Genomic DNA, 26,037 nt, shown 5'->3' with positions numbered 1-26,037 from the left:
ACACTTAAACTTCTTTCTACATCAACTTTCCAAAAAAAATGGCATTCATCAATAGTTTATTGGTTCCAAACCAAAAACCTCTAAAATTAGTATTGTCTGTAAAAACGATTACTCTTCCACTACCTAAGCGTCCTGCTTTAAACGGAACGGTGTTTTTCAATTCCTTTAAGTTCTCTTTTGAAATATAACCACTCAATAACGGATTTTTGGTATACTGAATTGGGTTGTTATAACTCTTCGTATCTGCTTGTATAAATTGCTTTGTATTTCTAAACAAAGCTATCTTATCGTTTTTATATCCGAAATTGATTGGATGTGAACGGTCAATCTTTGCTTCAAAAATCGCTCCTCCAATTACTTGTGCTCCTGATTGTAACAAACGGTTTTCAAATGACACATTCTTTATAGAATCTATTTTAGTTTTATTAAACTTTACATTAACAAATCCTCTGCTAGATAACCAATTTACTGCATTTCTATATCCGATTAACACTCCTCCATTACGCACCCATACTTTTAGTTTCTCTACTAAGTTCTTATCAATAGAGCGACTATTCGGAACAATAATCGTCGTATATTTATCCAAGTTTACTCTTGTAGCGTACTGTGTATCTAACTTTGTTATTTTCATATTGTAACGTTGGTCTAACAAATGCCAAATTTCTCCTGCATCGTAACTTGTTACTCCATTCCCTACCAACATCGCTACTTTTTGTTTTTTTACAGCTTCAAAATTTCTACTTCCTAAATCAATTCCTTCATTCAACCCTGTAGGTACTCCTTTTATTTCAATATGGTTTTCATTTGCTACTTTTCCTAAGAAATCGAACAACTCATTTCCGTTTAACTCTTGATTTTGAGCTGGAATAAAAATGGTTCCATAGTCATATGAATTACCATCGTTTGTAAATTTTTTCATCGCTACTTTCGCTCGTAATCCTTTTTCTAAAATAGAATTTAAAGCTTTAGGAGTGTTATATTCATTCCAAAGAAATATATATCCTACACTACTTTTTTGTTGAATAGTTCCTTGTTTTGGTTGCAATTTAGTCACCTCAACTCCTGCTTTCGATAATGAAACATTATCCGCAAAATCAACTCCAAATGCATAATTAAAGGTCCAAGCAGATACGTCATAAAACAAACTGTCTTTAAATCTAGTTCGCACATCAAACATTGCTTTTACCAATCGATGATTTTTCTGATTCATAGGCACGACATAGCTATACCCTTTTTTGAAGCGTTTTCCATTCGATGTAAAATCTTCTTTTAACTCGTGGAGTTTTATTTGATGACGTTGTAAAACCTCAGCTAAGTGATTTGTTTTTGTTGCGTCTTTTTCATCACCAAATACTATCGCTTTGTTTGTTTCTGAGCTTCTTGAATTTTTATAAAAATCTTGTTGATACTGTAAGATTTTAGTTCGCATATTTTTAGCTGCTTCCAAAGTTGACAATGCTGCTGTAAACTGATTTCGAACGGTAAACTGAAACGTTAATACTCCGTTCTCACTTTCTTGCGCATGTCCACGGGAGCTTCCTTGTTCAAACAAAATTCCGATACCTCCATTAATATCTGGGAAAGTTGATCCTTTTCCGTAGTAAAAATCATCAAAACTTTCTTCTGAATAATATGTTGACCCTATTTTATCGAATGCTTTTGCATGATAGGTTGCTATTTCTTTAGTTAACTCTTGATTCATTTTTGGAGTTAACGGATTTGTTCTGCTCGGAATTCCCGGTTGAAAAAAGAAGGTTGAATTCGTACCCATTTCATGATGATCGGTCAAAATATTTGGTAACCATTTATGGAAAGTTTTAATTCGTGCTCTACTCTCTGGTAACTGTACAGGTAACCAATCACGATTCATATCAAACCAATAGTGATTAGTTCTTCCCCCTGGCCAAACTTCGTGATATTCTCTATCATTCGGATCAGGATTGATATTATTTGCCTTGTTTGTATTTGTCCAATATGCAAAACGTTGTAACCCGTCAGGATTCATTGCTGGATCAAAAAGAATAACTGAATTATTTAGTAGCTCCTCTATTTTCTGTCCTTCTGCTGCTGCTAAATAATAGGCTGCTGCCAACGCTGCATTTGAACCACTTGCTTCGTTTCCATGAATAGAAAAACCTTGATATACCACAATTGGGCTATTAGAAACATCAACAGAAGCATTGTTCGTTGCTTTTATATGATTTTCTCGTATTTCTTCTAAATTTTGATGATTTTTAGAGGAAGTAATTGTTAGCAATACTAAAGGTCTTCCTTCATAAGTTGTTCCTCTATTTTCAAGCATCACTCTATCAGAAGCTTTGGCTAGCGCCTTCATATACTCTACCAACTTATCATGTGTTACATGCCACTCTCCTACTTCATGTCCTAAAACAGATTTTGGAGTCGGAATACTTTGGTTATATGAAATACCTTTTGGTAAATAATAACTCAAATCGACAGTTTGAGCTGTTAATGTAGCACTGATAAATAGTAGTGATAGTAATAATTTCTTCATTATTTTCTTGGTTTCATTTTACGATTGATTATAAAATTAGGCAGTAAATAGCACTAATAGACAAAATCCCGCATAAACCGCGGGATTTATCAATTTTTAACCTTTATCTATTTAATTATCTGTTTCTTTTATCCTTAATAGAGCAACCTATTGCTCTGGTATCTGTTTTTGTTGGTTTTTCTCCTTTCAACAAAGCTTCTACAGCATTTTCAACAAAACGTTCTTTTACATTGTTTTCATCACGAGTATTATCGTCAATAGCTCCTATATATTCAACAATTAATCTGCCTTTCTTTTTATTTAAAATATATACATGAGGGGTTCTTGTTGCTCCATATTTAGGATATACTTTCTGTCCTTCATCAAACAAATAAGGAAATGTAAACCCTTTTTCTTTAGCACGCACTTTCATTGCTTCAAAACTATCTCCTTTCGATACTTCTGGGTCGTTCGGATTGATAGCTATTACAGGAAATCCTTTTTGTTTATACTTTTTATCTAGAGCAATTAATCTATCTTCATTAGCTACAGAATATGGACACATATTACAAGTAAACACAACTATAAACCCTTTTGCTTCTTTATAATCTGCCAAAGAAACCATCTTACCATCAATATTTTTTAATGCAAAGTCTGAAGCTTCATCTCCTATTTTATAACCTCTAGAAGTATCATTAGTAAATGCTGAAATTGTAGCAACTACCAATAACATTAGTATTATTTTAAATGTCTTCATAATTATTTAGTTTAAAAAGGTTTGTAATTCGTTTTGTAACTCTTTATAGCTAAAAGTTCGTTCGTAAAATTTTCTTTTGTTAGAATTGTAAATTAACGTAGCTGGTATAGCTCCAGACCAATTTTCAGCAATATCTGGTATCCAAAACTGTTCATTTGAATCTTCAAAATGAAGTATTTTAGATTGTAGCTTTTTCTTTTGTATAAATGGTATCAAGTTCGTTTCTATTTGTTTAGAAAAATCTAGACTCACCAAAACAACCTCAACATCTTTGTTTTTATATTTCTTATAAAGTTTTTCAAAAGCAGGTAACTCTTTTACACAAGGCATACACCATGTAGCCCAAAAATTAACTACATAAGTTTTATCATTATTTTTATGTAAAAACGGTTTTAACTCTTCGTAATTTAAAGTGGTTATCTTAATTGTTTTAGGTGTGGTTTTAACTTGAGCTTTAGTTATTTTTCCACTAAAAAGAGCAATTACTATAATTATTAGTAAGAATTTACTTCTAAACATTTTTAAAACGATTTCTCTCAAAATTAACTGTTTATCACATTAAAAAGATAGAATTAACTAAATATTAACAAGAAAAAAGCTCGGAAATACAATTTCCGAGCTCTTATTATTATCGTTTATTTGTTCTACTAACAAAAAATTTCATTCAGTAATTTAGCTAAACGTAAACCTCCTTTTTGTAACTGTTCTCTAACTACAGGAAAATAAACATACGAATAACGGTAACGTAAGTTTTCTCCTACTTCAGCAGACTTGTACACCTCTTTAGTAATTTTGTGTGTATCATGTAACCAATCTACAACAGTTCCTTTTTGAATTACTTTGATTTGCTCTTTAGATAAATCTCTTGCATTATCAGCTAATTCAACATAACTCATATCCCACTTATTAATCAAGTTTTCATCCCAAACTCTGTGTAAATTAGATCCTTTTCCATGCCATTGAACCTGAATTTTATTACCTCCTAAATCTTCTTTTTGTCCAACATGCATAGGTTGATGTAAATCACCTACTAAGTGCACTAACATTTTTAAGTAAAAACGTTTGTCTTCAATTGAACTATTTTCATCCTTTAGCACTTTTACACATTGCTCTATACCAGTAATCATATCTCCTTTCGGATTTTTCTCTGTTTCTTCGTAACGAGCATCTAATGGCATATTTACATAGTGCCAAGTATAAAACTTACCATATTTCTTTCTATCAGACTTTATTTCATCTGCATAAGTAGATACAAACGCTAAGCTCTCACCTTGTAGTAATTTTTCAATTTTCTTTCTAGCTTTTTTAGTCAAATGTTTTTCTGCAATTTTTCCAGTAGCTCTATGACCTGTTGGTCCCCAAATATCTTCGTTGTTAGCTATTGACGAAATACTAACTAACAATGCAGCTAGTACTATTAAAAATTTTGTCTTCATGAACGTTTTAAATTATAATCGGAAGCTAAATTATAAAATATAATCATCAAAAATTTGGATTTAACAAAATTTAATTTATATCTTTATGATATCATTCTAATATCACTTTAAATAAAACAAACATGAAAGCAGAAAAAATCATCAAACCAGCAAATGGGTACGTAATGTTTTTTATTGTACTTATTCTTTTTATTGGCGGAATCGCATTAGCAGTAAAAAGCGAAAACCCAATATTTATATTAATCTCTGTATTAGCATTTATCTTAGCGTTAGGTTTCATTTTAGTGAATCCTAATTCTTCAAAAGTTCTATTATTCTTCGGTAAATATGTAGGTACTGTAAAACAAAATGGTTTATACTGGGCTAATCCACTATACAAAAAGAAAACTGTTTCGTTAAGGGCTAGTAATTTTGATAGTGAGCGTTTAAAGGTTAATGATAAACTAGGAAACCCAGTAATGATAAGTACCATTTTAGTTTGGAGAGTTACAGAAACCTATAAAGCTGCTTTTGATGTTGATAATTATGAGAATTTTGTTCGTGTACAAACAGATGCTGCTGTACGAAAACTAGCTAGTATGTATCCATATGACAATTTTGCTGATGAGGGACACGAAGAAGATATTACACTACGCTCTAGTGTAAACGAAGTAAGTGAAGCTTTAGAAAAAGAGTTAGAAGAACGGTTAGCTATTGCAGGTATTGAGGTTTTAGAAGCACGAATTGGTTATTTAGCCTATGCACAAGAAATTGCAAGTGCTATGTTAAAACGTCAACAAGCTACAGCCATCGTTGCAGCTCGTCATAAAATTGTACAAGGTGCTGTTGATATGGTTGATATGGCTTTAGAAGAATTAAACAAAAAAGAGATTGTTGATTTAGATGAAGAACGTAAAGCTGCGATGGTTAGCAATTTATTGGTTATTTTATGTGGAGATAAAGAAGCTTCTCCAGTAGTAAATGCAGGAACTTTAAATCATTAAAAAAACTATTACTTACTAATGAAAGAATATAAAATTATACATAGAAAATTTAGTTGGTCTAACGGAAGACAAAAGTTTGAAGATGAAATTAACAATTATGCGAAACAAGGTTGGCGAGTTGCTAGTACATACCAAGTAAGTGACGGTAATATTGAAGTCATTTTAGAAAGAGATAAAAACCGATAAAATGAAAGTTTTTAAAGAAGAACAACAATTTACTCAACTATGGCTGTTAGTGTTATTAGCACTATGCCTAATTGTATCTGTTACACTTATCATTAAAGAATATACACAACAAAATTCAACAATGAGTTCTACTGAGTTTATATTTGTTCTTCTTGGAATTGTTGCTTCTTTTGCTTTTATCTTTATTTTTAAACTAACGACAAGAATTGATGAATATGGAATTCATTATCAATTTTTTCCTTTTCACTTTTCTTTAAAAAAAATAGCTTGGTCTGAAATTAATAAAGCATATATCAGAACCTATGATCCTATTGGCGAATATAGCGGCTGGGGATTCAAAAGCGGTTTACTTTGGAATAGAAAAAAAGGAACTGCTATTAACATTTCAGGAACCATTGGTATTCAACTAGAACTTAAAAACGGAAAAAAGTTATTGATAGGAACAAAAAAAGAAAGAGAAGCTAAACATGTATTAGAAAACTATCAATACAAAATCAACTAATAATGATACAAGTAATAACTATTACAATAGTATATATTTTAACCTTTATAATGTCTTTACTGTAAATTAAAAGAAATTTGAAATTGTATTTTTGCAACCATTTTAGCGTTTCAAAAAAACACTATTATAAAACACAACATGGCAAAAAAGAAAGCTTTTGCACTCCGCATTAATGAAGATATGTTAAAAGCCATTGAAAAATGGGCTTCAGATGAATTTCGATCTACCAATGGGCAGATTGAATGGATGCTTATGCAAGCACTTAAAGAAGCCAAAAGAGAACCTAAAAAGAAAGAAGAAGAATAACAAATCTTAAGAACTTGTTAAAAAAAACGTCCAATTTTATTGGGCGTTTTCTATTTTGTACATTGTACAAACTTAAATTACAAGCAACTAACTATTATGAAAAAACTTTTTTATCTCCTATTTATAACCTTCTCTTGTGCTGCTTTTTCTCAAGAATTCTCAATGGATTTAGTCAAAAACATGAAACCAAGAAATATTGGTCCTGGTGGAATGAGCGGACGTGTAACAGCCATTGATGTTGTAGAATCTAACCCTGATATTATGTTTGTTGGTACAGCTTCAGGAGGTATTTGGAAATCTACTTCAGGAGGTATTAAATGGGAACCCATTTTTGATAAAGAAATAACTGCTTCTATTGGTGCTTTAGCCATACAACAATCCAATCCTAGTGTAATTTGGGCAGGGACTGGTGAAGGAAATCCTCGTAATAGTTTAAATGGTGGTTATGGAATTTTTAAATCTCTGGATGGTGGTAGATCATGGAAATCAATGGGATTAGAAAAAACACGTCACATACACCGTGTAGTTATACACCCAAACAATCCGGATGTTGTATACGTAGGCGCTATCGGATCTCCTTGGGGAGAACATAAAGAACGTGGTGTATATAAAACTACCGACGGTGGTAAAACTTGGAAACAAATTTTATTCAACAATAACAAAACTGGTGCTGCTGATTTAATTATGGATCCATCCAATCCTAATAAACTAATAGTAGCTATGTGGGAACACAAACGAGATCCTTGGTTTTTTAAATCTGGAGGTGAAGGAAGCGGTTTATACATTACCCATGACGGTGGCGATAACTGGAAGAAAATTACCGAAAAAGAAGGCTTCCCTAAAGGTGAACTAGGTAGAATTGGTGTAGCAATCGCTCCTTCGAACCCAAATACTGTGTATGCTCTTGTTGAAGCAAAAAAAAATGCTTTATATAAAAGTGAAGATGGTGGTTTTTCTTGGAAAAAGATTAATGATAAAAAAGGCATTGGAAATAGACCTTTTTACTATTCAGAAATTTATGTAGATCCTCAAAACGAACATAAGTTATATACTGTTTTTACGTACATAAATGTTTCTATTGATGGAGGAAAGAACTTTAAACAACTCATGCCTGCATATGGAGTTGATAACGGTATTCACCCAGACCATCATGCTTGGTGGATTCACTCAAAAAATGGAAAGTTTATGATTGATGGAAATGATGGAGGAATGAATGTTACCAAAGACGGTGGTAAAACTTGGCGTTTTATTGGTAATTTACCAGTAGCTCAATTTTATCATATTAATGTAGATAATGAGTTTCCATATAATGTGTATGGCGGTATGCAAGATAATGGTTCTTGGAGAGGACCAGCTTATGTATGGAAAGCACAAGGAATACGAAATTCTTATTGGCAAGAGATTAGCTTTGGAGATGGTTTTGATGTTATTCCTGATAAAGACGACTCGCGTTATGGCTGGTCTATGAGTCAACAAGGATATGTATCTCGTTACGATTATAAAACAGGTAATAACTATACCGTTCGTCCAACACATCCTGATGCTGATGTAAAACTACGCTTCAATTGGAATGCTGCTATTAATATTGATCCTTTTGATAATTCTACACTATATTTTGGAAGTCAGTTTGTACATAAATCAACTGATAAAGGGTTAACATGGAAGGTAATTTCTCCAGACTTAACTACAAATGATAAAAGTAAACTCAAACAATCTGAAAGTGGTGGGTTAACCATGGATGCTACTGGTGCAGAAAACCACTGTACTGTTTTAGTAATTGAGCCATCTCCTATTGAAAAAGATATGTTGTGGGCTGCTACTGATGATGGACAAGTACATATTACTAAAAATGGAGGTACAACTTGGACAAATGTTGCCAAAAACCTAAAAGGATTACCAGAAAACAGTTGGATTACGCAAATAAAAGCATCTAACAAAAATAAAGGAGAAGCTTTACTAGTTGCTAACGATTATCGTCGTTTTAACTATAAACCTTATGCTTACAGAACTAAAGATTATGGAACAACTTGGGAACGTATTGTTGATGAAAATGACGTAAAAAGCTTTACACAATGTATTATTGAAGACCCAATTGAGCCAAATTTACTTTTCTTGGGAACTGATGATGGCTTGTATATTTCTATTGATGCAGGAAAAAAATGGACTAAATGGACGGAAGGTTTCCCTACAGTTCCTGTAAAAGATTTAGTAATTCACCCAAGAGAACACGATTTAGTTATTGGTACTTTTGGTAGAGCAGCATGGGTATTAGATGATATTCGTCCATTAAGAGCTTTAGCTAAAGACAAAAATATTCTTACCAAAAATATTGAGTTATTCACACCACCAACAGCATATCAAGCAGCATACCAACAACCCACTGGTAGCCGATTTGGTGCTGATGCTATGTTTAATGGAACTAACAGAGGTCGTGGTGCTTTGGTTCAGTTTTATGTGAATAAACCAAAATCAACAAAAAAACCTGATGAAAAAGATAAGAAACCACTAAAAAAGGAGGATGAAAATACTGTAAAATGGGATTCTATCAAATTTGAAGTTTTTGATGGTAACAGGCTTATTCGAACTTTTAAAAGAAAAACTCCTAAAGAAAATGGAATTCACAAAGGTGTTTGGTTTATGAGTGAAAAAGGTGTTCCTCGACCTTCAAGAACAATCAGAAAACAAAAAAGAGAACCTAGGGGTGTACAAGTAAAACCTGGTACTTACAGAATAAAAGCTACGTTTGGTAACCAAACATCAGAAAAAAATATTACTGTAAAGTTTGATCCTAGACTTCGTATTTCTCAAAACGCAATCGATCAAAAATATGCAACAGCCAAAGACTTAGAGTCTCAACAAAAAATTATAGCTGATGTCGTAAAACAGTTAGTTGAGAGTAAAAATATTGCAAATAATTTCAATCAAAAACTATCTAAAAAAGACAAAAAACTTTACAAAGAATCAATTAAATATTCTAAAGATATAGTTAAGAAAATAGATACACTTTTAGCTGTTTATTTAGGTAAGATAGACAAAAGACAGGGTATTACACGAAACCCAGAAATGAATGTTACGCAACGTTTAGGAATAGCTAACAGATACGTTAATAGTAGATTTGGAGAACAAACTTCTACAGAAAAACAATTAATTATTCAATTTAAAGAAGCACTAAAACCAGCACTAGAAAAAACCAATACTTTCTTTGATAAAGATTGGAAAGAATATAAGATTGAAGTTGAGAAAATAGACTTGTCTCCTTTTAAAGAAACCAAGCAATTTAGTTTAGAATAAAAAAGCTTACTAAAAACAAAAATTAATAACCCAAACATACACTTATGAAAAAACATTTCTTACTACTTGCCATTGCCTTTTCGGTAGTTGCCTGTAAAATGGATAAAAAAGATTCTGACAAAGCCATCATAACACTCAAAAAATACTCTATTGAGCAAATGATGGATAACGAAAATGTTTTTGGAGGAAGTTTTTCTCCTGATAACTCTAAATTACTAGTAACTAGTAATCGTTCAGGAATTTATAACATGTACACTGTTTCAACTTCTGGTGGTGAGTTAGAGCCTATTACAAAATCAGATAGCTCTTCAGTTTTTGCAACCTCTTATTTTCCAAAAGATGAAAGAATGCTGTTTAGAATGGATAATAATGGTGATGAAATTTACCACATCTTTTTAAGAGAACTTAATGGTTACATTAAAGATTTAACACCAACTAAAGGAGCTAGAGCTAGCTTTTTTGGGTGGGCTAAAGATGAAAAAAGCTTCTTTTTTACTTCAAACAAAAGAGACAATCGCTTTATGGATCTCTACGAAATGGATCTTGAAACTTTTACTCCTAAAATGATTTATGAAAACAAAGAAGGTTATAACGTTTCGGCTATATCAAACAACAAAAACATGTTAGCACTAAGCAAAACAGTTAACACCAACGATAGTGATTTGTTTTTGTTTGACAGAACCACCAAAGTAATCACTAAAATTAACCTAAGATTAAGTGGTAATTCAGCAGCTGATTTTTCTATTGATGATACTGAGTTTTACTATACAACAGATGCGGAAGGTGAATTTGCTACCTTAATGAAATATACTATTAGTACCAACGAAACAGAAAAAGTATTAGCTAAAGACTGGGATATTTCTGGAAGTTACTTTACCAATAATGGTAGCTACAGAGTAACATATATTAATGAAGATGCTAAGAATGTAATTGAAGTTTATGATGTTAAAGCTGGTAAAAACATAGAACTACCTAATGTTAACGGAAAAAGCATTACTAGTGTTGGTTTTTCTAGAGATGAAAGCATGATGCGTTTTTATGCTGGTGGCTCTAACACTCCTTCTAACTTATATGTGTATGACTTAAAAACAAAAAAGCAAACACAACTAACTGATGTATTAAATAAAGAAATTAACCCCGAAGATTTAGTAAAAGCGAAAGTAATTCGTTACCCTTCTTTTGATGGAGTAACTATTCCTGCAATCTACTACTTGCCACATCAAGCTTCAGAAGATACTAAAGTGCCTGCTTTGGTTTGGGTTCACGGAGGTCCTGGAGGGCAATCACGTCAAAACTTTAGTTCAAGAATTCAATATTTAGTAAACCACGGATATGCTGTTTTGGCTGTTAATAATCGTGGTAGTAGCGGATATGGTAAAACCTTTTTTACTATGGATGATTTAAACCACGGAGAAAAAGATTTGCAAGATTGTGTAGAGGGTAAAAATTGGTTAGCAAAACAACCAGAAATAGACGCTGAAAAAATAGGAATCATAGGAGGGTCTTACGGAGGTTATATGACAATGGCAGCTTTAACATATACTCCTGAAGAATTTGCTGTTGGAGTAAACATTTACGGAGTTACGAACTGGATGCGCACCTTAAAAAGCATTCCTTCTTGGTGGGAGTCTTTTAGAGAAGCTTTATACAAAGAGTTAGGTGATCCACACTCTGCAGACTCAGTAAGATTGAAAAGAATTTCTCCTTTATTTCATACAGATAAAGTAACCAAACCATTAATGGTATTACAAGGAGCTAAAGATCCAAGAGTTTTACAAGTAGAGTCAGACGAAATTGTAGCTGGAGTTAAGAAAAATGGTGTTCCTGTAGAATATGTTCTTTTTGATGATGAAGGACATGGTTTTGTTAAAAAGGAAAATCAAATAGAAGCTAATAGTAGAATTTTACAATTTTTAGATACTTATCTAAAAAAAGAGGAACCTATTAAAAATGATGAATTATAAACAAGTTGGCGCAATTTTAACATTCTAATTTTTCTTAAGAAAACTCTGGTTTTTATTTTTGCTCATATAACAATTGAATCTCCTACATATACCGCATATGTAGGGGATTTTTAATATAACAAACAACCACTTTAACAATTATGAAAAAGTTAACTTTATTAATTATCACTTTATTTTCATTAAACAATTTCGCTCAACAATCAGTAGCCCCAGACCCAACAAAAGAATTAGGTGTATGGTATATGTACAACGGATCTCATCAAATTTCTGAGAAGTTTAGTTTAAAAAGCATGGCGCATTTCCGTTTTTTTGAAATTGGAGACGATATACAGCAATTCATTGGACGTTTAGGTGGTAATTATAAATTCAACAAAACTTTAAGCGCTACCGTAGGATATGCTTTCTTAAATACAGATAGAACTTTTGGTATTGACGCGGGCGATTTTAACGAACATCGAATTTATGAAGACCTAAATGTAAAGCATAAAATAGCTAGCTTAAATTTAGCACATCGTTTTAGAGGAGAACAACGTTTTTTTGAATCAACAACTGGTAATTTTTTCCGATATCAATTAGCTTTAAGTCATCCTATCGATAAAAAATGGTCTACATATTTGTATAATGAAACTTTTTTAGATTTTAAGGGTGAATCCTATAATCAAAACTGGTTTGGAGCTGGTTTTAAATACAAAGTATCTGACATAGTTAAGCTTCAAGCAGGATATCAACTGATAAATCTAAATGAGGTTGGCAACTTTAATAGAATTCAATTAGGAGTTGCAATCAGCACAGATCATAGAAAATAGAACTAACTATTATTTCATACTTTAGCGACAAATTATTTTTAAATGGAAGCACCTCTTTTTACAAACGATGCAATCGTATTTGGTATTTTAATGATTTCGTTAGGTTTTGTATTTTATACAGAATCAAAAACTTCAGGGTTTTGGCCTAAGTTTTACAAAATAGTCCCAGGGTTATTTATGGCTTATTTTATCCCTGCTATTTTTACAACACTTGGTATTATTTCTCCTGAATGGGAAACTACTAGTGCTGCTGGCGAAGTCGTAAAAAACAAATCACAACTATACTATGTTTCTAGTAGATTTTTATTGCCTGCTGCCTTAGTTTTAATGACTTTAAGTATCGATTTAAAAGCTATTTTTAACTTAGGTTCTAAAGCATTAATCATGTTTTTTACAGGTACTATAGGAATTGTAATTGGAGGGCCAATAGCTATTTTATTAATATCTTCTGTTTCACCAGAAACAGTTGGCGGTGCAGGTTTTGATGCTGTTTGGAGAGGACTTTCTACCTTAGCTGGTAGCTGGATTGGTGGTGGAGCTAACCAAACTGCTATGTTGGAAATTTACCAATACAATCCTGCTAAATATGGAGGAATGGTATTTGTTGATATTGTAGTAGCTAATATTTGGATGGCAATCATTTTAATTGGAATTGGTAAAAAAGACAAAATAGACAAATGGTTAAAAGCTGATACCTCTGCTATTGAAGATTTAAAACAAAGAGTTTCTAACTTTACTCAGAGTGTTAAAAGAAATCCAACTTTAACCGATTTTATAATTATGCTTGCTATTGCCTTTGGAACTGTTGGTTTTGGCCATTTTGCCGGAGCATATTTAAGTGATGTTTTTGCTTCTTTAACAGCGAGTATGGAGTCTCAAACTATGAGAAACATTTTCTCTTTCTTAGGTTCAAATTTCTTCTGGTTAATTAGTATATCAACAATTGCTGCTGTTGTTTTATCTTTTACTAAAGCTAAAAATTACGAAGGTGCTGGTGCTAGTAAAATAGGAAGTATTTTTATTTATGTTTTAGTAGCAACTATTGGTATGAAAATGGACTTAACGCTAATTTTTGATAATTTCAATTTAATTTTTATTGGTTTAGTATGGATGGCTATTCATGCTGGGTTATTAATATTAGTAGCTAAATTAATTCGTGCTCCATATTTCTTCCTAGCTGTAGGAAGTCAAGCAAATGTAGGAGGAGCTGCTTCTGCTCCAATTGTAGCACAAGCTTTTCACCCTTCTTTAGCTACTGTAGGTGTTTTATTAGCCGTTTTTGGATACGCTATCGGTACTGTAGGTGCAATCCTATGTACAATTTTAATGGAAATAGCCTCAAAAGTTTAGGAGAAATCTGCATATTTGCAACAGACAAATTTTGAATTCAATGAAGAAAATTATTGCTCTTTTCGCAATTGCACTTGTTGCTTTTGCTTGTTCCTCTAAAAAAGAAGGGAACATGGTTGTTAAAGGTCAAATTAAAGGATTAAAAAAAGGTACTTTATACCTTCAAAAAATGAAGGATACATTATTAGTATCTGTTGATTCTATGGCGTTGTTAGGTGATGATAAATTTATACTAACAGATAATGTTGAATCTCCTGTAATATATTACTTAACTTTTGATGGTAATACCACAGACAAACACATAATGTTTTTTGGTGAAGAAGGTGAAATTACTATAAACGATAAAATTGAAGAATTTGGTTTTAAGCCTGAAATTAAAGGTTCTAAAAACCAAGAAGTTATGGATGAATACCGTAAAATAAACCAACGATTTATAGATCAACGTTTAGACTTTGTTAAAAAAGAAGTTGAAGCTCGTCAAGCCCAGGATGAAGTACAATTAGAGCAGGTAGAAGCTGATTACAAAAAAATGATCCGTCGTCGTTACCTATTCTCTACAAACTTTGCCATTGCAAACGCTGATAGTGAAGCTGCACCATATATTGCATTATCTGAATTATATGATGCTAACATTCAACTTTTAGATACTATTAATAACAGTTTAACAGATAAAGTTAAAAGCTCTGAATATGGTAAACGTTTACAAAAATTTGTAGATGATATAAAAGCTAAAGAAGAAAAGTAAAATTTTCCTCTTATAAAAAAAAGCTCATTCAAATTGAATGAGCTTTTTTATTTTCTGTGCATTAAATTTTAAAAGACAGCACTGGTAATTTACTATGATTAGCAATATCTTCTGAAATGCTTCCTTCAAAAAAGTGTGCTACTCCTTTTCTACCATGTGTAGCTACCATTAAGGCATCTGAGTTTATTTTATTGGCGTAGTAAAACACTCCTTTTTCTACAGTGTAATCAGAAATAATTTTTACTTTCTGTGCGCATTCTTCATAACTTTCATTAGTTTGATTGAAAAAACGCTTCATTCTTTCTTCTAACTCTTTTGTACTTTTAAATTTAGAGGTTGGAGTACTCACATACACTAGTTCTATTTCTGCATTAAATTTCTTAAGAAATTCTTTTGCTTCTTTATATGGTTTCACATCGTCATCAGAAAAATCGCAAGCAAACAATACCTTTTCTATTTGTTTTACTATTGGCTCTTCTTTAATTACTAATACAGGTACATGTGCGTAACGGATAACCTTTTCTGTATTAGAACCTATAAACATTTCTTTTAAACCACTAGTTCCTTTAGATCCCATAACTATCAAGTCTGCCCCTTCATTTCTTGCCAACTGATCTATTTCACTAAAAATTTTAAAGTGCTTTATAATTGGGGTTACTTTTATATCTGATAAATAATCTTTCTGTAAAAATTCTGCTAATTTCTTCTCAGTCATTTTTAAGTAAAACAGCATTTCTTGCTGTAAATAACTTTCTGATTGACTTAAGACAGCGTTAGACAACTCAAGCATATGTACTACCAATACCTCAGCATCTGATCTTTTTGCTAAAAAAGCTGCTGTTTGTAAAGCATTTTCAGAATATTCAGAAAAATCAACTGGGACTATAATTTTTTTCATGATTTATTACTTTTAGGTTTAATGTCTCCTATAAAGTTACCTAAATTTTATTAGTAAAACTATGATTTTTGTCACTTTATAAACCACTATATATTCTATACATTTGCTTTCTTAAATTTTACATTTGTTATGAATAAAAACTCTTCTAAATTTGTGGGCGTTATTGTACGTGCCTTTATTTCTTTAATGGTCGTTTCTATTTTAGGTATTTTATTAAAGTTCTTTATTACCATACCCAATCGTCTTTTTTTTAATAGACCTATAGCATATACCAGTACACATTATTCATATAAACCAGGACAAAATGGGTGGACTTTTGATTTTTTTGTATTAAATAATGATGGTTTATATATAGCCCTTCCTTTACTTTTAGTGATTTTTATTGCTCTAATTTTTTACTTTGGAGTATTTTCTGCTGTTGCTGCTTTTTTAAATTTTAAAGCACAAAAAATGCAATTAGCCAAAAGAGATTTTATTTTAACACTACTTGTTGTTAGCTTCTACTTTATGCCCAAATTCATAAATATTGATTCTTTTTTAAACATTAATGAAAGAGGTGCTTATGTACTTAAAGAGCGTATATATAATCCTAATAATGAAATTTGGGAAATAGGTATACAAAAAATAAAAGGTAGCTATATTAAAGAACACAAAACCGTAAGCAATGACTCTTCATTTTTAGTTGTAAGAAAATTTAACACCACCAAAGTAGATACTGTTTTATTTGAAAAATTAGTTATTCCTGGTAGTAGTATTCACACTTTTAATGCAAAAAATACCCTGTGGTTATTAGAAGCTTCTAATGATTATTTAAAAGCTTTTGACATGGTTAACAGCTCCATGATTATAAAAAACAAAGAGGATTTAAATCGTATGATGCCAGAAAAATATCAAAAAAGAGGTATTGCCGAATTAAGTTACTCTCCTGCTCAAAAAAGTAGTATTTATATAAAAACTAATTACGGTGAGGTATTATACTTGCATACAGATGATAATTTAATCACAGATCAATACAAATACACTAACAGCACATACTATTTAAGACGCATAAACGAACATAGATATAAATTATTAGCAAAAAAGAAACAACTAGCTACTACTTTACAAGAAGCTGTGTTTTTAAATGCTGAAATTATTTCTTACACAAATAGTGTTATTATTATTAGACACAAAGTCAACATAAAAAAAGAAACTCCTTATACCATTTCGGCATATGATACTATAACAGGAAATAAACTATGGGATTTTAATGAAGAAAACAATTCTTTTTTAAATGATGCTTATGGTAAAGTTACTGTGGATGCAACTTTTTTACCAAACAAAACAATTCTTAGTTTTTATGATGCTTTTACATTAAAAGGAAATGTAATAATAGATAATCAAGGAAACCATATAACACAAGGTATTAGCATAACTAATAAACAAAAAAACTAACTAGTAAATAAGTATTTAGACTGTTTTTAATTATGATTAATGACAACCTTCAACTGAATTATGAATATCTGTTACAGGGAGTGGAGAAACATAAGGTATTCCTAACCCTAACCCTCTAAGAATAAACAATACTCCAATAAAAACTACAACATAAGGTATTGCTTGTTGAATTCTTTTTCGCACCAAGCCATTTGCAAAATTACCTACATAAACTACTGCTGTCATTAACGGTATAGTCCCTAACCCGAATAGAAACATATATAGGCTTCCTGACAACATATTTGTTGTAGTTAGTGCTCCAAAAACTGCCATATATACTAAGCCACAAGGTAAAAAACCGTTTAAAAAGCCAATTGTAAAAAAGGTATCGTTTCCTTTTTTCTTTAACTCTTTTCCCAGAGAAGATTTTACCTTCATTACCAATTTATTTATTGGATTTGAGAAGTTGTATTTTTGAAAGGTTTTGGGAACAAGGATTGCCAAAATCATTAATACTCCAACAATAATAGAAAGTTGTTGCTGAAATCCGAAGAAATAAAACCCTTTTCCTAATAAACCAAACAAAAAACCTATTAAACTATAAGTAAATAAGCGTCCAAAATGATAACTGGTAATTTGAAAAAACTGCTTTACTTTATTCGTTCTATCTACAGGTAACATAAAGGCTATAGGGCCACACATACCAATACAGTGGAAGCTTCCCAATAAACCAAATATAATTGCTGAGAGAAACATTAATACACCAACTCTTTCTGAAATAAATAATCTTTATTTTTGTAGTTCCAGGAAACTGTTATGTTCCAACGACCACCCAACAAACGTTTCTCAGGCACGAGCAAATATGTTTCGGAAATCGAAATAGGCATTTCGAAATCCAATTGTTTATCAGATGGTCTGTATAGGAACACTTTTCCTTTTATATCTTTAGGATTAAAGTCCGTTGGAAAATGGACTTTAATTCCTTCAGTTACTTTTTCTATTTTAATATTTTCTTTTAATGCTTTCGCATTTTTAGTAGCATCTAATTTGTTCTGAAATTCTAATTCTTGTTGATAATATTTTTCAGTTACCAAATCGTGGTTATAATTTTTACCTGTACTCATAGTGATTACAAAATACATGATAAAGCCTATAAAGCCTATAATTGCTATTACTATACCCGTGCCCCAGTTTAGTTTCATTTTATTTATTTTTTTGTCTTTGGTTTTTTGTCTTTAGTATTACTAAAACCTGCCAACCTTTTGACTGGTTTATCTATAACTTCTTGGTCCTAAAAAGTTGGTTGTAGTTGTTTCAATAAGTTTATCGCCACTATACACTCCTATTTTTAGTTTTTCCTTGTCATTTTTCATTTCAGATTGATGTAACTCTATAAACAAAGTTCCTTCCGCTAACCCTTGTTTTGGTACTTCAAAATCTTGATGCGTTACAGTCTCTATTTTTCCTTTATGAGACAATAACTTATAACTCACATTATCAATCTGTTTTGTCGTTTTATTTACTACTTTAAAAGTGTAAATATTACTAATAACCCCGTTTTCTTTATGTTGGTATAACTGACCTGGTAATCGTAAAATTGTTGCTTCTACATCATTTCTTAAAAACAACATTCCTACTAAAATTCCTATTAAAATGAATAATACTGCTGTGTATCCTTTCATTCTTGCAGTGAACTTAAAAGGTGCTTTCTTAACAATGTTTTCTTCACTTGCATAACGGATTAATCCTTTTGGTAAGCCTACCTTTTCCATCATGTGATCACACTCATCAATACAAGCGGTACAGTTTACACATTCTAATTGTGTACCATTACGAATATCAATTCCTGTAGGGCATACATGTACACATTGAAAACAATCTATACAATCTCCTTTTCCTGTTGTTGCTCTATCTTCTTTTTTATTAAATTTTCCTCTTCCTGTTTTTCCTTCTCCTCTTACGTGGTCATAAGCAACATTAATAGTTTTATTATCTAACAGTACTCCTTGCAGTCTACCATAAGGACAAGCTATAATACACACCTGTTCTCTAAACCATGCAAAAATAAAATAGAAAACCCCTGTAAAAATTAGCAATGATATTAAAGTACTAATATGGTCTAATGGGTTACCAGTTATGTAACTTATTAATTTATCACTTCCTATTAGATACGCTAAGAAAACGTTTGCTATAATAAAAGAGATGATAAAAAAGACTACCCATTTTAAAATTCTTTTTCTTATTTTTTCAGCATCCCATGCTTGTTTAGCTAAACGAATTTGTTTACCTCTATCTCCTTCTATTAAATATTCAATTTTTCTGAAAACCATTTCTAAAAAAATGGTTTGTGGGCAAATCCATCCACAGAAAATTCGACCAAATACAACAGTAAATAGGATGATAAACACCACTCCTATTATCATTGAAATCACCATTAAGTGAAAATCTTGAGGCCAAAAAGGAAATCCGAAAATATTAAACTTACGTTCTAAAACATTAAATAGTAAAAACTGATTTCCGTTGATTTTAATAAAAGGTGCTAGTAATAAAAATGCTAATAAAAAATAGCTTACATAGCTTCGGTATTTATAAAACTTACCACTTGGTTTTTTTGGAAACACCCAAGCCCTTTTTCCTTCATCATTTATAGTACCAATACTATCTCTAAATTGTTCGTTCTTGGGTGTTTCCATAATCAACTATTAAAAACTAATTTGTAACTATTTATTGAATACTGTCTTTTGGTTGTTCATCAGGTTCAGCTACAGCAGGAGCTGCCCCTTCTTCTTTATATAACTCTCCTTGTGGTTCTTTTGGTTTTGCAGGAGTAGTTCCTTGTAAAGAGAGAATATAACTTGCTACTTTTTGAATATCTTTTGGCTTCAACGTTTTATTCCAAGCTACCATACCTTTACCGTCTCTACCACCATTAGAAATTGTATTAAAGATATTTTTTATACCTCCTCCTAAAATCCAATATTCATCGGTTAAGTTTGGTCCAATACCTCCACCTCCATCTGCAATATGACATGCAGCACAGTTTAAGTTGTATACAGCTTTACCTCTACTTAAATCACCAGCATCTGTTAAAACTGTTACTGTTTCGGCATCGATAACTGCTTCTTTAGAATTTGATTTAAATGCCGCTAACTCTCTTTTAGCTTCTGCCACTGCCTGAGCATATTCCATCTCTTGATTATCTGCTCCCAGTACATGGTATCTTACTAAATATACGGCTGCAAAAATTATTGTTGCGTAGAACATATATAGCCACCATGGCGGTAAATTATTATCTAACTCTTTAATTCCATCATAGTTATGATCTAGTATAATTTCGTCCTCTTCCTCTATGGCTTTAGCTTCTGTCCATTTATTTATAATTTTCTTAGCCCAAGCCCAGTTATCAACTTCTTCTGGCTGAATACCATCTTTTTCCATTTGAAGTTGCTCCGCTTTTTGTTGTGATACAATATTTAAAGCTTCTTTTAACACAACTACTGTTACAAGCCCTACTATTGCTATCCATACTAACGGATGTTCATATAGACTAAATGGATTTTCGTATGATTTAATCGCAGTAACTATAGCAAAAAAGGTAACTGCAACAAAAATGATATATACTATAGATTGAAAATATTTTTTCATCTTGTTTAATTTTACTAATTATCTAAAGGTAATTTACTTACTCTACTTATATACTCTCTTTTGGCTGTAAATACCCACCAAAACAACACTACAAAAAATGTAAAGAATATAGTTAGTGAAATAATTGGGTATATTTCAATACCTGCAATTGTTTCCATATGGTTTTTTACAAACTTTAACATGCTTTCTAGTTTTTAGCGCTTAATTGATCTTCAACATCTTTAATCTTAATATCGGTACCTAGTCGTTGTAAATAAGCGATTAGGGCTACGATTTCTCTATCTTTCATTTCAATGAAAGTTTGTCCGTTTTCTTGAGCGTACTTTTTATCTGCTTCATAATTTGTTGCAAAATCTGGATCAGCATATAAGTTCTCTTGAATTTTAGCCCCTTGTTCTTCCATACTTGCTTGCGCATTAGCTATATCTTCTTCAGTATAAGGAACACCTAGGCTAACCATTGCTTTCATTTTGCCTTCTGTATCACTCTTATCTAGTTTATCTCTTACTAACCATTGATATGAAGGCATGATAGAACCAGGTGAAGTACTTTGCGGATCGTACATGTGATTTAAGTGCCAGCTGTCGTTATATTTTCCTCCAACTCTTAATAAATCTGGTCCTGTACGTTTAGAACCCCATAAGAATGGATGATCGTATACAAACTCTCCTGCTTTTGCAAATTCTCCATAACGCTCTACTTCTGACCTGAATGGACGAACCATTTGTGAGTGACATCCTACACACCCTTCACGGATATAAATATCTCTACCCTCTAATTCTAAAGGTGTATATGGTTGTACGCTTGTTATAGTTGGAATATTTGACTTCACTAATAAAGTTGGTATAATTTGAACAACACCTCCAATTAAAATTGCTACTGTAGCATAGATTGTTAATTTTACTGGTCTTCTTTCTAACCAAGTGTGCCACCCTTCTTTAGAAGTTCTATATTTAGACACTTTTGTTAATGCTGCTGCTTCTGCTAATTCATCTGTTACTTCACTACCTGATCTTACAGTTTTAACAATATTGTATAACATTACGAATGCTCCTAGTATAAATAAACTTCCTCCGATAGCACGCATCCAGTACATTGGAATAATTTCATTTACTGTTTCTAAGAAGTTACCGTATGTTAAGGTTCCATCAGGATTGAATTGTTTCCACATTGATGCTTGTACAAATCCTGCTACATACATTGGTAATGCATACATGATAATACCTAAGGTACCTATCCAGAAGTGGAAGTTTGCTAATGCTGTAGAGTATAATTTTGTTTTAAACATTCTTGGTACTAACCAGTATAACATACCGAAAGTTAAGAATCCGTTCCATGCTAAGGCTCCTACGTGTACGTGAGCAATAATCCAATCACTAAAGTGTGCAATTGCATTTACATTCTTTAATGATAACATTGGTCCTTCAAACGTTGCCATACCATAACCTGTAATTGCAACTACCATGAATTTTAATACTGGGTCTACTCTTACTTTATCCCAAGCTCCACGAAGTGTTAGTAGTCCGTTGATCATACCTCCCCAAGATGGTGCAATCAACATTACAGAGAATGCTACTCCTAAATTTTGAGCCCAATCTGGTAATGATGTATATAATAAGTGGTGAGGCCCTGCCCAGATGTAGATGAAAATTAACGACCAGAAGTGTACAATAGATAATCTATATGAATATACCGGACGGTTAGCGGCTTTAGGAACAAAGTAGTACATTAACCCTAAGAATGGAGTCGTTAAAAAGAATGCTACCGCATTATGTCCGTACCACCATTGTACTAATGCATCTTGAACACCTGCGTATACTGAATAACTTTTCATAAAACTTACAGGTAATTCTAAACTATTAAAAATGTGTAATACCGCTACGGTTACAAAAGTTCCTAAGTAGAACCAAATTGCTACATATAAATGGCGTTGTCTTCTTTGTAAGATTGTCCAAATCATGTTAGCTCCAAAAGCTACCCAAACTAATGCAATGGCTATATCAATTGGCCATTCTAATTCGGCATATTCTTTTGAAGTTGTATACCCTAACGGAAGCGTTATGGCTGCTGCAACAATTATTAACTGCCATCCCCAAAAGTTAAAGTTACTTAAAAAATTACTCGCCATACGCGCTTTCAGTAATCGTTGTAGTGAGTAGTAAACTCCTGCAAAAATGGCATTTCCTACGAATGCAAAAATTACTGCATTTGTGTGTAATGGTCTTAAACGCCCAAAACTTAACCACGAAATTCCGTCAGTTAAATTTGGGAATAAAAACATAAAAGCCAATAACAATCCTACTGAAAAACCTACTATTCCCCATAGTAAGGTTGCGTAGATGAATTTTTTTACGATCTTATTATCGTAATAAAATTGTTGCATTTCCATAATCTATTTGAATTTAATATCTATTGTTAATTGTTAGTTCTTTGTTTCTTCTTTTACCAGTTCATCATCAAACAACATGCGAACTGATGGCGTGTACGAGTCATCGTACTGCCCTTTTTTTACTGAAACAATAAATGCTATAAAGAAAATAATAGCCACTAAAATACTTAGTGATAGTAGTAAGTAAATAACGCTCATATCTTGCCTGATAATTATAGTTCAAAGGTAACTGTGAAGGTTTTCTTAAAATATGACTTTTGTCATGTTTGAGTTTTTTTTCAAAAAAAATAAAGAGAACGAAAAGTTCTCTTTATTTAAGTAATCTTTGTAAACCTCTTAGAAGATTTTTCTCTAAAATAGCATAACTACCATCTGATAGAAATAATTCTTTTATTTCTTCAAATAGTTTATTTACTTCTTCTTTACCGTAGTTTAATTTTTTGAGTGATTTATTAATTTTTTGAATGCTAGCATAGTCATTATCTTTTTCAAATTCTTTATGCATCTTCTTATACGTTTCTTGGTTTGTTCTTAAAGAAATGGCTTCGAGTTCTTCTTTTGTTTCTTTAAAATCTGCATTAATACAATAGATAAAAAGATAGGTGTGTAGCTCTTCCTTTGACCAATTTACTTCAAATGATTCCATAACTCCTGGTTTTTAGGTTCACTCAAATTTAATCATTTTTTTAGTAAAAACACAATAATACTCATTATAAAACACTAATTACCAACAAATTAAATAGTCATTGAAAATAATTTTGTTTCAGGCTGTTTTTCATGTAATTTTTTATCGAAAGCCATACAAATATTTCGCACATAAGGTCTTGCCTTTTCAGGAACTGTTAACTTTTTTCCTTCAATAGAAACCAATCCATCATCTATCATTTCTTCTAACTTTCCTATATGTGCTTCTACATTTTTTATCTGTAATTGCTCTTCTTCCCACGAAGTGGAGAAATGACACATAATATTTAAAATATGCTTTCTTATTATTAAGTCTTCTTCTGATAATATATGCCCTCTAAACACAGGGATTTCTCCTTCGTTCACAATTCTTTCGTATTCTTTTACAGTTTTTACATTTTGTGCAAATCCATACCAAGAATCAGAGATTGACGACATTCCTAAACCTACCATTAACTGTGTTTTATTAGCGGTGTATCCCATAAAGTTACGATGTAGTGTTTTTTCTTTGGTAGCTTTATATAAGCTATCAGTAGGTAATGCGAAATGATCCATTCCTATTTCTACATAGCCCATTTCGGCAAATAATTCTTTACCTATTTCATACAACTCGCGTTTTTCTTCATTTTTAGGCAAGTCATCTTCATTAAATCCACGTTGCCCTACTCCTTTTACCCATGGAACATGCGCGTAACTATAAAATGAAATTCTATCGGGTTCTAATTCTTTTGTTTTATTAATGGTATAAATTACGTTTTCTTTTGTTTGGAATGGAAGTCCAAATACTAAGTCGTGACTGATAGACGTGTAGCCTATTTCTTTTGCCCAATTGTGTACTTTTTCTACGTTTTCAAAAGGTTGTACTCTATGAATAGCTTCTTGTACTTTTGGATTATAATCTTGTACCCCAAAACTTACTCTTGTAAAACCTAAATTGTACAATGTTTGCAAGTGTTCTTTTGTAGTATTGTTTGGGTGCCCTTCAAAACTAAATTCGTGGTCTGGGTGTTTTTCAGCATTGATAAAAATTCCATCAATTAACCTTTTTAATTGTTTCTCTGAAAAGAATGTTGGCGTTCCCCCTCCTAAATGTATTTCTTTTATTATAGGTGTTTCGTCAACTAAATCAACATATAACTGCCACTCTTTTAAAACGGTTTCTATATACGGATCTTCCATTTCATGTCGTTTTGTAATATGCTTGTGACAAGCACAAAACGTACATAAACTCTCACAAAATGGTAAATGAATATATAAGCTAATTCCTTCTGAGGAATTGCTTTCTATAAACGAACGCTTAAAAGTTTCTATCCATTTTTCTTTTGAAAATGTTTCGTTATCCCAATATGGAACTGTTGGATAGCTTGTGTATCTAGGTCCTGGAATGTTATATTTTTGAATAAGTGAGTTCATGTTCTTGATAATGTTTTGTTTCATTCTTCAATAAAATCACTCTAACTGACATTACGCCAATTCTAGAGCAATTTCAATCATTTCTTTAAAGGTTTGTTCTCTTTCATCGGCTGTGGTTCTTTCTCCTGTGACCAAACTATCTGAAATGGTTAAAATTGATAATGCATTTACTTTATGCTTTGCTGCAACTGTATACAATCCGTTGGTTTCCATTTCAACGCACAACACACCATAATCTGCCCATTTTTTATAGCTTTCAAATTCATCTGCATAAAATTCATCTGAGCTTAAGATGTTTCCTGCTTTTAGTGGAATTCCTTTTTCTTTTGCTGCATCTACGGCTTTTTGAAACAACTCAAAACTTGCTGTTGGCGCAAAATCGGCTCCGTTAAAACGAATGGTATTTAATCCTGAATTGGTAGAAGCTGCCATAGCAATAACAATGTCTCGGATTTTTACTTCTTTTTGATACGACCCTGCAGAACCTACTCTTATTAAGTTTTTAACCCCATATTCATTAATTAATTCATGAGCATAAATTAAAGCAGAAGGAATTCCCATTCCTGTTCCTTGTACGGAAATCCGTTTTCCTTTATAGGTTCCAGTGAATCCTAACATACCTCGAACATCGTTATAACAAACTGGATTTTCCAAAAATGTTTCTGCAATCCATTTTGCACGCATAGGATCACCTGGTAATAAAACAGTTTCTGCTATTTCTCCTTTTTTTGCTTCTATGTGTATGCTCATTCTTTACTATTTTTAGGTTTTGAAC

General features: G+C 31.9%; 25 protein-coding genes. 10 read left to right on the top strand and 15 right to left on the bottom strand.

Features of this window, described 5'->3' with window-relative positions:
* Positions 1 to 16: 16 nt before the first annotated feature.
* From VBY68_RS09420 to VBY68_RS09405, 4 genes are all read right to left on the bottom strand, one after another.
* The gene (locus tag VBY68_RS09420; protein ID WP_415269562.1) at positions 17 to 2,515 is read right to left on the bottom strand and encodes a M14 family metallopeptidase; all 2,499 of its coding nucleotides are present in this window, start codon (positions 2,513 to 2,515) and stop codon (positions 17 to 19) included.
* 115 nt (positions 2,516 to 2,630) lie between these two features.
* Positions 2,631 to 3,251: a thioredoxin family protein gene (locus VBY68_RS09415; RefSeq protein WP_099214103.1), complete on the bottom strand. Its 621-nt coding sequence runs from the start codon at positions 3,249 to 3,251 to the stop codon at positions 2,631 to 2,633.
* 6 nt (positions 3,252 to 3,257) lie between these two features.
* The gene (locus tag VBY68_RS09410; protein WP_124590935.1) at positions 3,258 to 3,770 is read right to left on the bottom strand and encodes a TlpA family protein disulfide reductase; all 513 of its coding nucleotides are present in this window, start codon (positions 3,768 to 3,770) and stop codon (positions 3,258 to 3,260) included.
* 128 nt (positions 3,771 to 3,898) lie between these two features.
* Positions 3,899 to 4,687 (bottom strand): S1/P1 nuclease, encoded by a 789-nt coding sequence (locus tag VBY68_RS09405; protein WP_415269561.1) that lies wholly within the window; start codon positions 4,685 to 4,687, stop codon positions 3,899 to 3,901.
* A 122-nt stretch (positions 4,688 to 4,809) separates the two neighbouring features.
* On the opposite strand from VBY68_RS09405, the gene VBY68_RS09400 reads away from it, so the two are divergent.
* The 9 genes from VBY68_RS09400 (at position 4,810) to VBY68_RS09360 (ending at position 14,820) form a co-directional block, all read left to right on the top strand.
* A complete protein-coding gene (locus VBY68_RS09400) occupies positions 4,810 to 5,670 on the top strand; it encodes an SPFH domain-containing protein (RefSeq protein ID WP_415269560.1) in 861 nt (286 codons plus the stop codon).
* 18 nt (positions 5,671 to 5,688) lie between these two features.
* Positions 5,689 to 5,856, top strand: coding sequence for a DUF4177 domain-containing protein (locus VBY68_RS09395; RefSeq protein ID WP_121148363.1), 168 nt, complete (start codon positions 5,689 to 5,691; stop codon positions 5,854 to 5,856).
* A 1-nt stretch (position 5,857) separates the two neighbouring features.
* Positions 5,858 to 6,358, top strand: a complete 501-nt coding sequence (locus tag VBY68_RS09390) for a hypothetical protein (RefSeq protein ID WP_415269559.1) — start codon at positions 5,858 to 5,860, stop codon at positions 6,356 to 6,358.
* Positions 6,359 to 6,496: 138 nt separating this feature from the next.
* Complete coding sequence (locus VBY68_RS09385) at positions 6,497 to 6,664, top strand: type II toxin-antitoxin system antitoxin (RefSeq protein ID WP_081728321.1); 168 nt, start codon at positions 6,497 to 6,499, stop codon at positions 6,662 to 6,664.
* A gap of 96 nt (positions 6,665 to 6,760) precedes the next feature.
* Positions 6,761 to 9,955: a WD40/YVTN/BNR-like repeat-containing protein gene (locus VBY68_RS09380; protein WP_415269558.1), complete on the top strand. Its 3,195-nt coding sequence runs from the start codon at positions 6,761 to 6,763 to the stop codon at positions 9,953 to 9,955.
* 44 nt (positions 9,956 to 9,999) lie between these two features.
* Positions 10,000 to 11,919: a S9 family peptidase gene (locus VBY68_RS09375; RefSeq protein WP_124590938.1), complete on the top strand. Its 1,920-nt coding sequence runs from the start codon at positions 10,000 to 10,002 to the stop codon at positions 11,917 to 11,919.
* Positions 11,920 to 12,059: 140 nt separating this feature from the next.
* The gene (locus VBY68_RS09370) at positions 12,060 to 12,725 is read left to right on the top strand and encodes a DUF2490 domain-containing protein (protein ID WP_121148357.1); all 666 of its coding nucleotides are present in this window, start codon (positions 12,060 to 12,062) and stop codon (positions 12,723 to 12,725) included.
* A gap of 42 nt (positions 12,726 to 12,767) precedes the next feature.
* Entirely contained in the window at positions 12,768 to 14,075 is a 1,308-nt protein-coding gene (locus VBY68_RS09365) for a DUF819 family protein (protein ID WP_099214095.1), read from the top strand.
* 40 nt (positions 14,076 to 14,115) lie between these two features.
* The gene (locus VBY68_RS09360) at positions 14,116 to 14,820 is read left to right on the top strand and encodes a DUF4369 domain-containing protein (protein WP_121148354.1); all 705 of its coding nucleotides are present in this window, start codon (positions 14,116 to 14,118) and stop codon (positions 14,818 to 14,820) included.
* Positions 14,821 to 14,881: 61 nt separating this feature from the next.
* Here VBY68_RS09360 and VBY68_RS09355 read toward each other — a convergent pair whose 3' ends face one another.
* Positions 14,882 to 15,718 (bottom strand): universal stress protein, encoded by an 837-nt coding sequence (locus VBY68_RS09355; protein WP_099214093.1) that lies wholly within the window; start codon positions 15,716 to 15,718, stop codon positions 14,882 to 14,884.
* Positions 15,719 to 15,847: 129 nt separating this feature from the next.
* Here VBY68_RS09355 and VBY68_RS09350 point away from each other — a divergent pair, with 129 nt between their 5' ends.
* Positions 15,848 to 17,152 carry a hypothetical protein gene (locus VBY68_RS09350; RefSeq protein ID WP_415269557.1) on the top strand — a complete coding sequence of 435 codons (1,305 nt, stop codon included), beginning with the start codon at positions 15,848 to 15,850 and terminating at the stop codon, positions 17,150 to 17,152.
* Between the two features lie 36 nt (positions 17,153 to 17,188).
* On the opposite strand, the gene VBY68_RS09345 is transcribed toward VBY68_RS09350, so the two are convergent.
* The 10 genes from VBY68_RS09345 to deoD form a co-directional block, all read right to left on the bottom strand.
* Positions 17,189 to 17,887 (bottom strand): sulfite exporter TauE/SafE family protein, encoded by a 699-nt coding sequence (locus VBY68_RS09345; protein WP_099214091.1) that lies wholly within the window; start codon positions 17,885 to 17,887, stop codon positions 17,189 to 17,191.
* Complete coding sequence (locus VBY68_RS09340; RefSeq protein WP_099214090.1) at positions 17,887 to 18,333, bottom strand: FixH family protein; 447 nt, start codon at positions 18,331 to 18,333, stop codon at positions 17,887 to 17,889. Before VBY68_RS09340 ends, VBY68_RS09345 begins: the two co-directional genes overlap by 1 nt.
* 69 nt (positions 18,334 to 18,402) lie before the next feature.
* A complete protein-coding gene (ccoG, locus tag VBY68_RS09335) occupies positions 18,403 to 19,824 on the bottom strand; it encodes a cytochrome c oxidase accessory protein CcoG (RefSeq protein ID WP_415269556.1) in 1,422 nt (473 codons plus the stop codon).
* Between the two features lie 31 nt (positions 19,825 to 19,855).
* Entirely contained in the window at positions 19,856 to 20,776 is a 921-nt protein-coding gene (locus tag VBY68_RS09330) for a cbb3-type cytochrome c oxidase N-terminal domain-containing protein (RefSeq protein ID WP_099214088.1), read from the bottom strand.
* 14 nt (positions 20,777 to 20,790) lie between these two features.
* Entirely contained in the window at positions 20,791 to 20,958 is a 168-nt protein-coding gene (locus VBY68_RS09325) for a CcoQ/FixQ family Cbb3-type cytochrome c oxidase assembly chaperone (RefSeq protein WP_099214087.1), read from the bottom strand.
* Positions 20,959 to 20,963: 5 nt separating this feature from the next.
* Complete coding sequence (gene ccoN, locus VBY68_RS09320) at positions 20,964 to 23,165, bottom strand: cytochrome-c oxidase, cbb3-type subunit I (RefSeq protein WP_099214086.1); 2,202 nt, start codon at positions 23,163 to 23,165, stop codon at positions 20,964 to 20,966.
* Between the two features lie 33 nt (positions 23,166 to 23,198).
* A complete protein-coding gene (gene ccoS / locus VBY68_RS09315; protein ID WP_073184498.1) occupies positions 23,199 to 23,363 on the bottom strand; it encodes a cbb3-type cytochrome oxidase assembly protein CcoS in 165 nt (54 codons plus the stop codon).
* A 112-nt stretch (positions 23,364 to 23,475) separates the two neighbouring features.
* Positions 23,476 to 23,811 (bottom strand): hypothetical protein, encoded by a 336-nt coding sequence (locus tag VBY68_RS09310; protein WP_099214084.1) that lies wholly within the window; start codon positions 23,809 to 23,811, stop codon positions 23,476 to 23,478.
* Between the two features lie 89 nt (positions 23,812 to 23,900).
* On the bottom strand, positions 23,901 to 25,262 hold the full coding sequence (hemN, locus tag VBY68_RS09305) for an oxygen-independent coproporphyrinogen III oxidase (RefSeq protein ID WP_415269555.1): 1,362 nt from the start codon (positions 25,260 to 25,262) through the stop codon (positions 23,901 to 23,903).
* Between the two features lie 51 nt (positions 25,263 to 25,313).
* On the bottom strand, positions 25,314 to 26,012 hold the full coding sequence (gene deoD, locus VBY68_RS09300) for a purine-nucleoside phosphorylase (RefSeq protein WP_121148342.1): 699 nt from the start codon (positions 26,010 to 26,012) through the stop codon (positions 25,314 to 25,316).
* Positions 26,013 to 26,037 lie beyond the last annotated feature (25 nt).

Origin of the sequence: Tenacibaculum ascidiaceicola, assembly GCF_047470925.1 — a bacterium.
Classification (GTDB): Bacteria; Bacteroidota; Bacteroidia; order Flavobacteriales; family Flavobacteriaceae; genus Polaribacter; species Polaribacter discolor.
This window is presented reverse-complemented; position numbering and strand designations above follow the sequence as displayed.

Bases quoted from the DNA above. Each gene is read 5' to 3' on its own strand.
- VBY68_RS09325 (WP_099214087.1), bottom strand. From the start codon at position 20,958: ATGTTAAAGTTTGTAAAAAACCATATGGAAACAATTGCAGGTATTGAA.
- VBY68_RS09310 (WP_099214084.1), bottom strand. From the start codon at position 23,811: ATGGAATCATTTGAAGTAAATTGGTCAAAGGAAGAGCTACACACCTAT.
- hemN (WP_415269555.1), bottom strand. From the start codon at position 25,262: ATGAACTCACTTATTCAAAAATATAACATTCCAGGACCTAGATACACA.
- VBY68_RS09355 (WP_099214093.1), bottom strand. From the start codon at position 15,718: ATGAAAAAAATTATAGTCCCAGTTGATTTTTCTGAATATTCTGAAAAT.
- VBY68_RS09360 (WP_121148354.1), top strand. From the start codon at position 14,116: ATGAAGAAAATTATTGCTCTTTTCGCAATTGCACTTGTTGCTTTTGCT.
- VBY68_RS09420 (WP_415269562.1), bottom strand. From the start codon at position 2,515: ATGAAGAAATTATTACTATCACTACTATTTATCAGTGCTACATTAACA.
- VBY68_RS09350 (WP_415269557.1), top strand. From the start codon at position 15,848: ATGAATAAAAACTCTTCTAAATTTGTGGGCGTTATTGTACGTGCCTTT.
- VBY68_RS09415 (WP_099214103.1), bottom strand. From the start codon at position 3,251: ATGAAGACATTTAAAATAATACTAATGTTATTGGTAGTTGCTACAATT.
- ccoG (WP_415269556.1), bottom strand. From the start codon at position 19,824: ATGGAAACACCCAAGAACGAACAATTTAGAGATAGTATTGGTACTATA.
- VBY68_RS09410 (WP_124590935.1), bottom strand. From the start codon at position 3,770: ATGTTTAGAAGTAAATTCTTACTAATAATTATAGTAATTGCTCTTTTT.
- VBY68_RS09380 (WP_415269558.1), top strand. From the start codon at position 6,761: ATGAAAAAACTTTTTTATCTCCTATTTATAACCTTCTCTTGTGCTGCT.
- ccoS (WP_073184498.1), bottom strand. From the start codon at position 23,363: ATGAGCGTTATTTACTTACTACTATCACTAAGTATTTTAGTGGCTATT.
- VBY68_RS09365 (WP_099214095.1), top strand. From the start codon at position 12,768: ATGGAAGCACCTCTTTTTACAAACGATGCAATCGTATTTGGTATTTTA.
- VBY68_RS09400 (WP_415269560.1), top strand. From the start codon at position 4,810: ATGAAAGCAGAAAAAATCATCAAACCAGCAAATGGGTACGTAATGTTT.
- VBY68_RS09345 (WP_099214091.1), bottom strand. From the start codon at position 17,887: ATGTTTCTCTCAGCAATTATATTTGGTTTATTGGGAAGCTTCCACTGT.
- VBY68_RS09375 (WP_124590938.1), top strand. From the start codon at position 10,000: ATGAAAAAACATTTCTTACTACTTGCCATTGCCTTTTCGGTAGTTGCC.
- VBY68_RS09395 (WP_121148363.1), top strand. From the start codon at position 5,689: ATGAAAGAATATAAAATTATACATAGAAAATTTAGTTGGTCTAACGGA.
- VBY68_RS09390 (WP_415269559.1), top strand. From the start codon at position 5,858: ATGAAAGTTTTTAAAGAAGAACAACAATTTACTCAACTATGGCTGTTA.
- VBY68_RS09370 (WP_121148357.1), top strand. From the start codon at position 12,060: ATGAAAAAGTTAACTTTATTAATTATCACTTTATTTTCATTAAACAAT.
- deoD (WP_121148342.1), bottom strand. From the start codon at position 26,012: ATGAGCATACACATAGAAGCAAAAAAAGGAGAAATAGCAGAAACTGTT.
- VBY68_RS09340 (WP_099214090.1), bottom strand. From the start codon at position 18,333: ATGAAACTAAACTGGGGCACGGGTATAGTAATAGCAATTATAGGCTTT.
- VBY68_RS09385 (WP_081728321.1), top strand. From the start codon at position 6,497: ATGGCAAAAAAGAAAGCTTTTGCACTCCGCATTAATGAAGATATGTTA.
- VBY68_RS09405 (WP_415269561.1), bottom strand. From the start codon at position 4,687: ATGAAGACAAAATTTTTAATAGTACTAGCTGCATTGTTAGTTAGTATT.
- VBY68_RS09330 (WP_099214088.1), bottom strand. From the start codon at position 20,776: ATGAAAAAATATTTTCAATCTATAGTATATATCATTTTTGTTGCAGTT.
- ccoN (WP_099214086.1), bottom strand. From the start codon at position 23,165: ATGGAAATGCAACAATTTTATTACGATAATAAGATCGTAAAAAAATTC.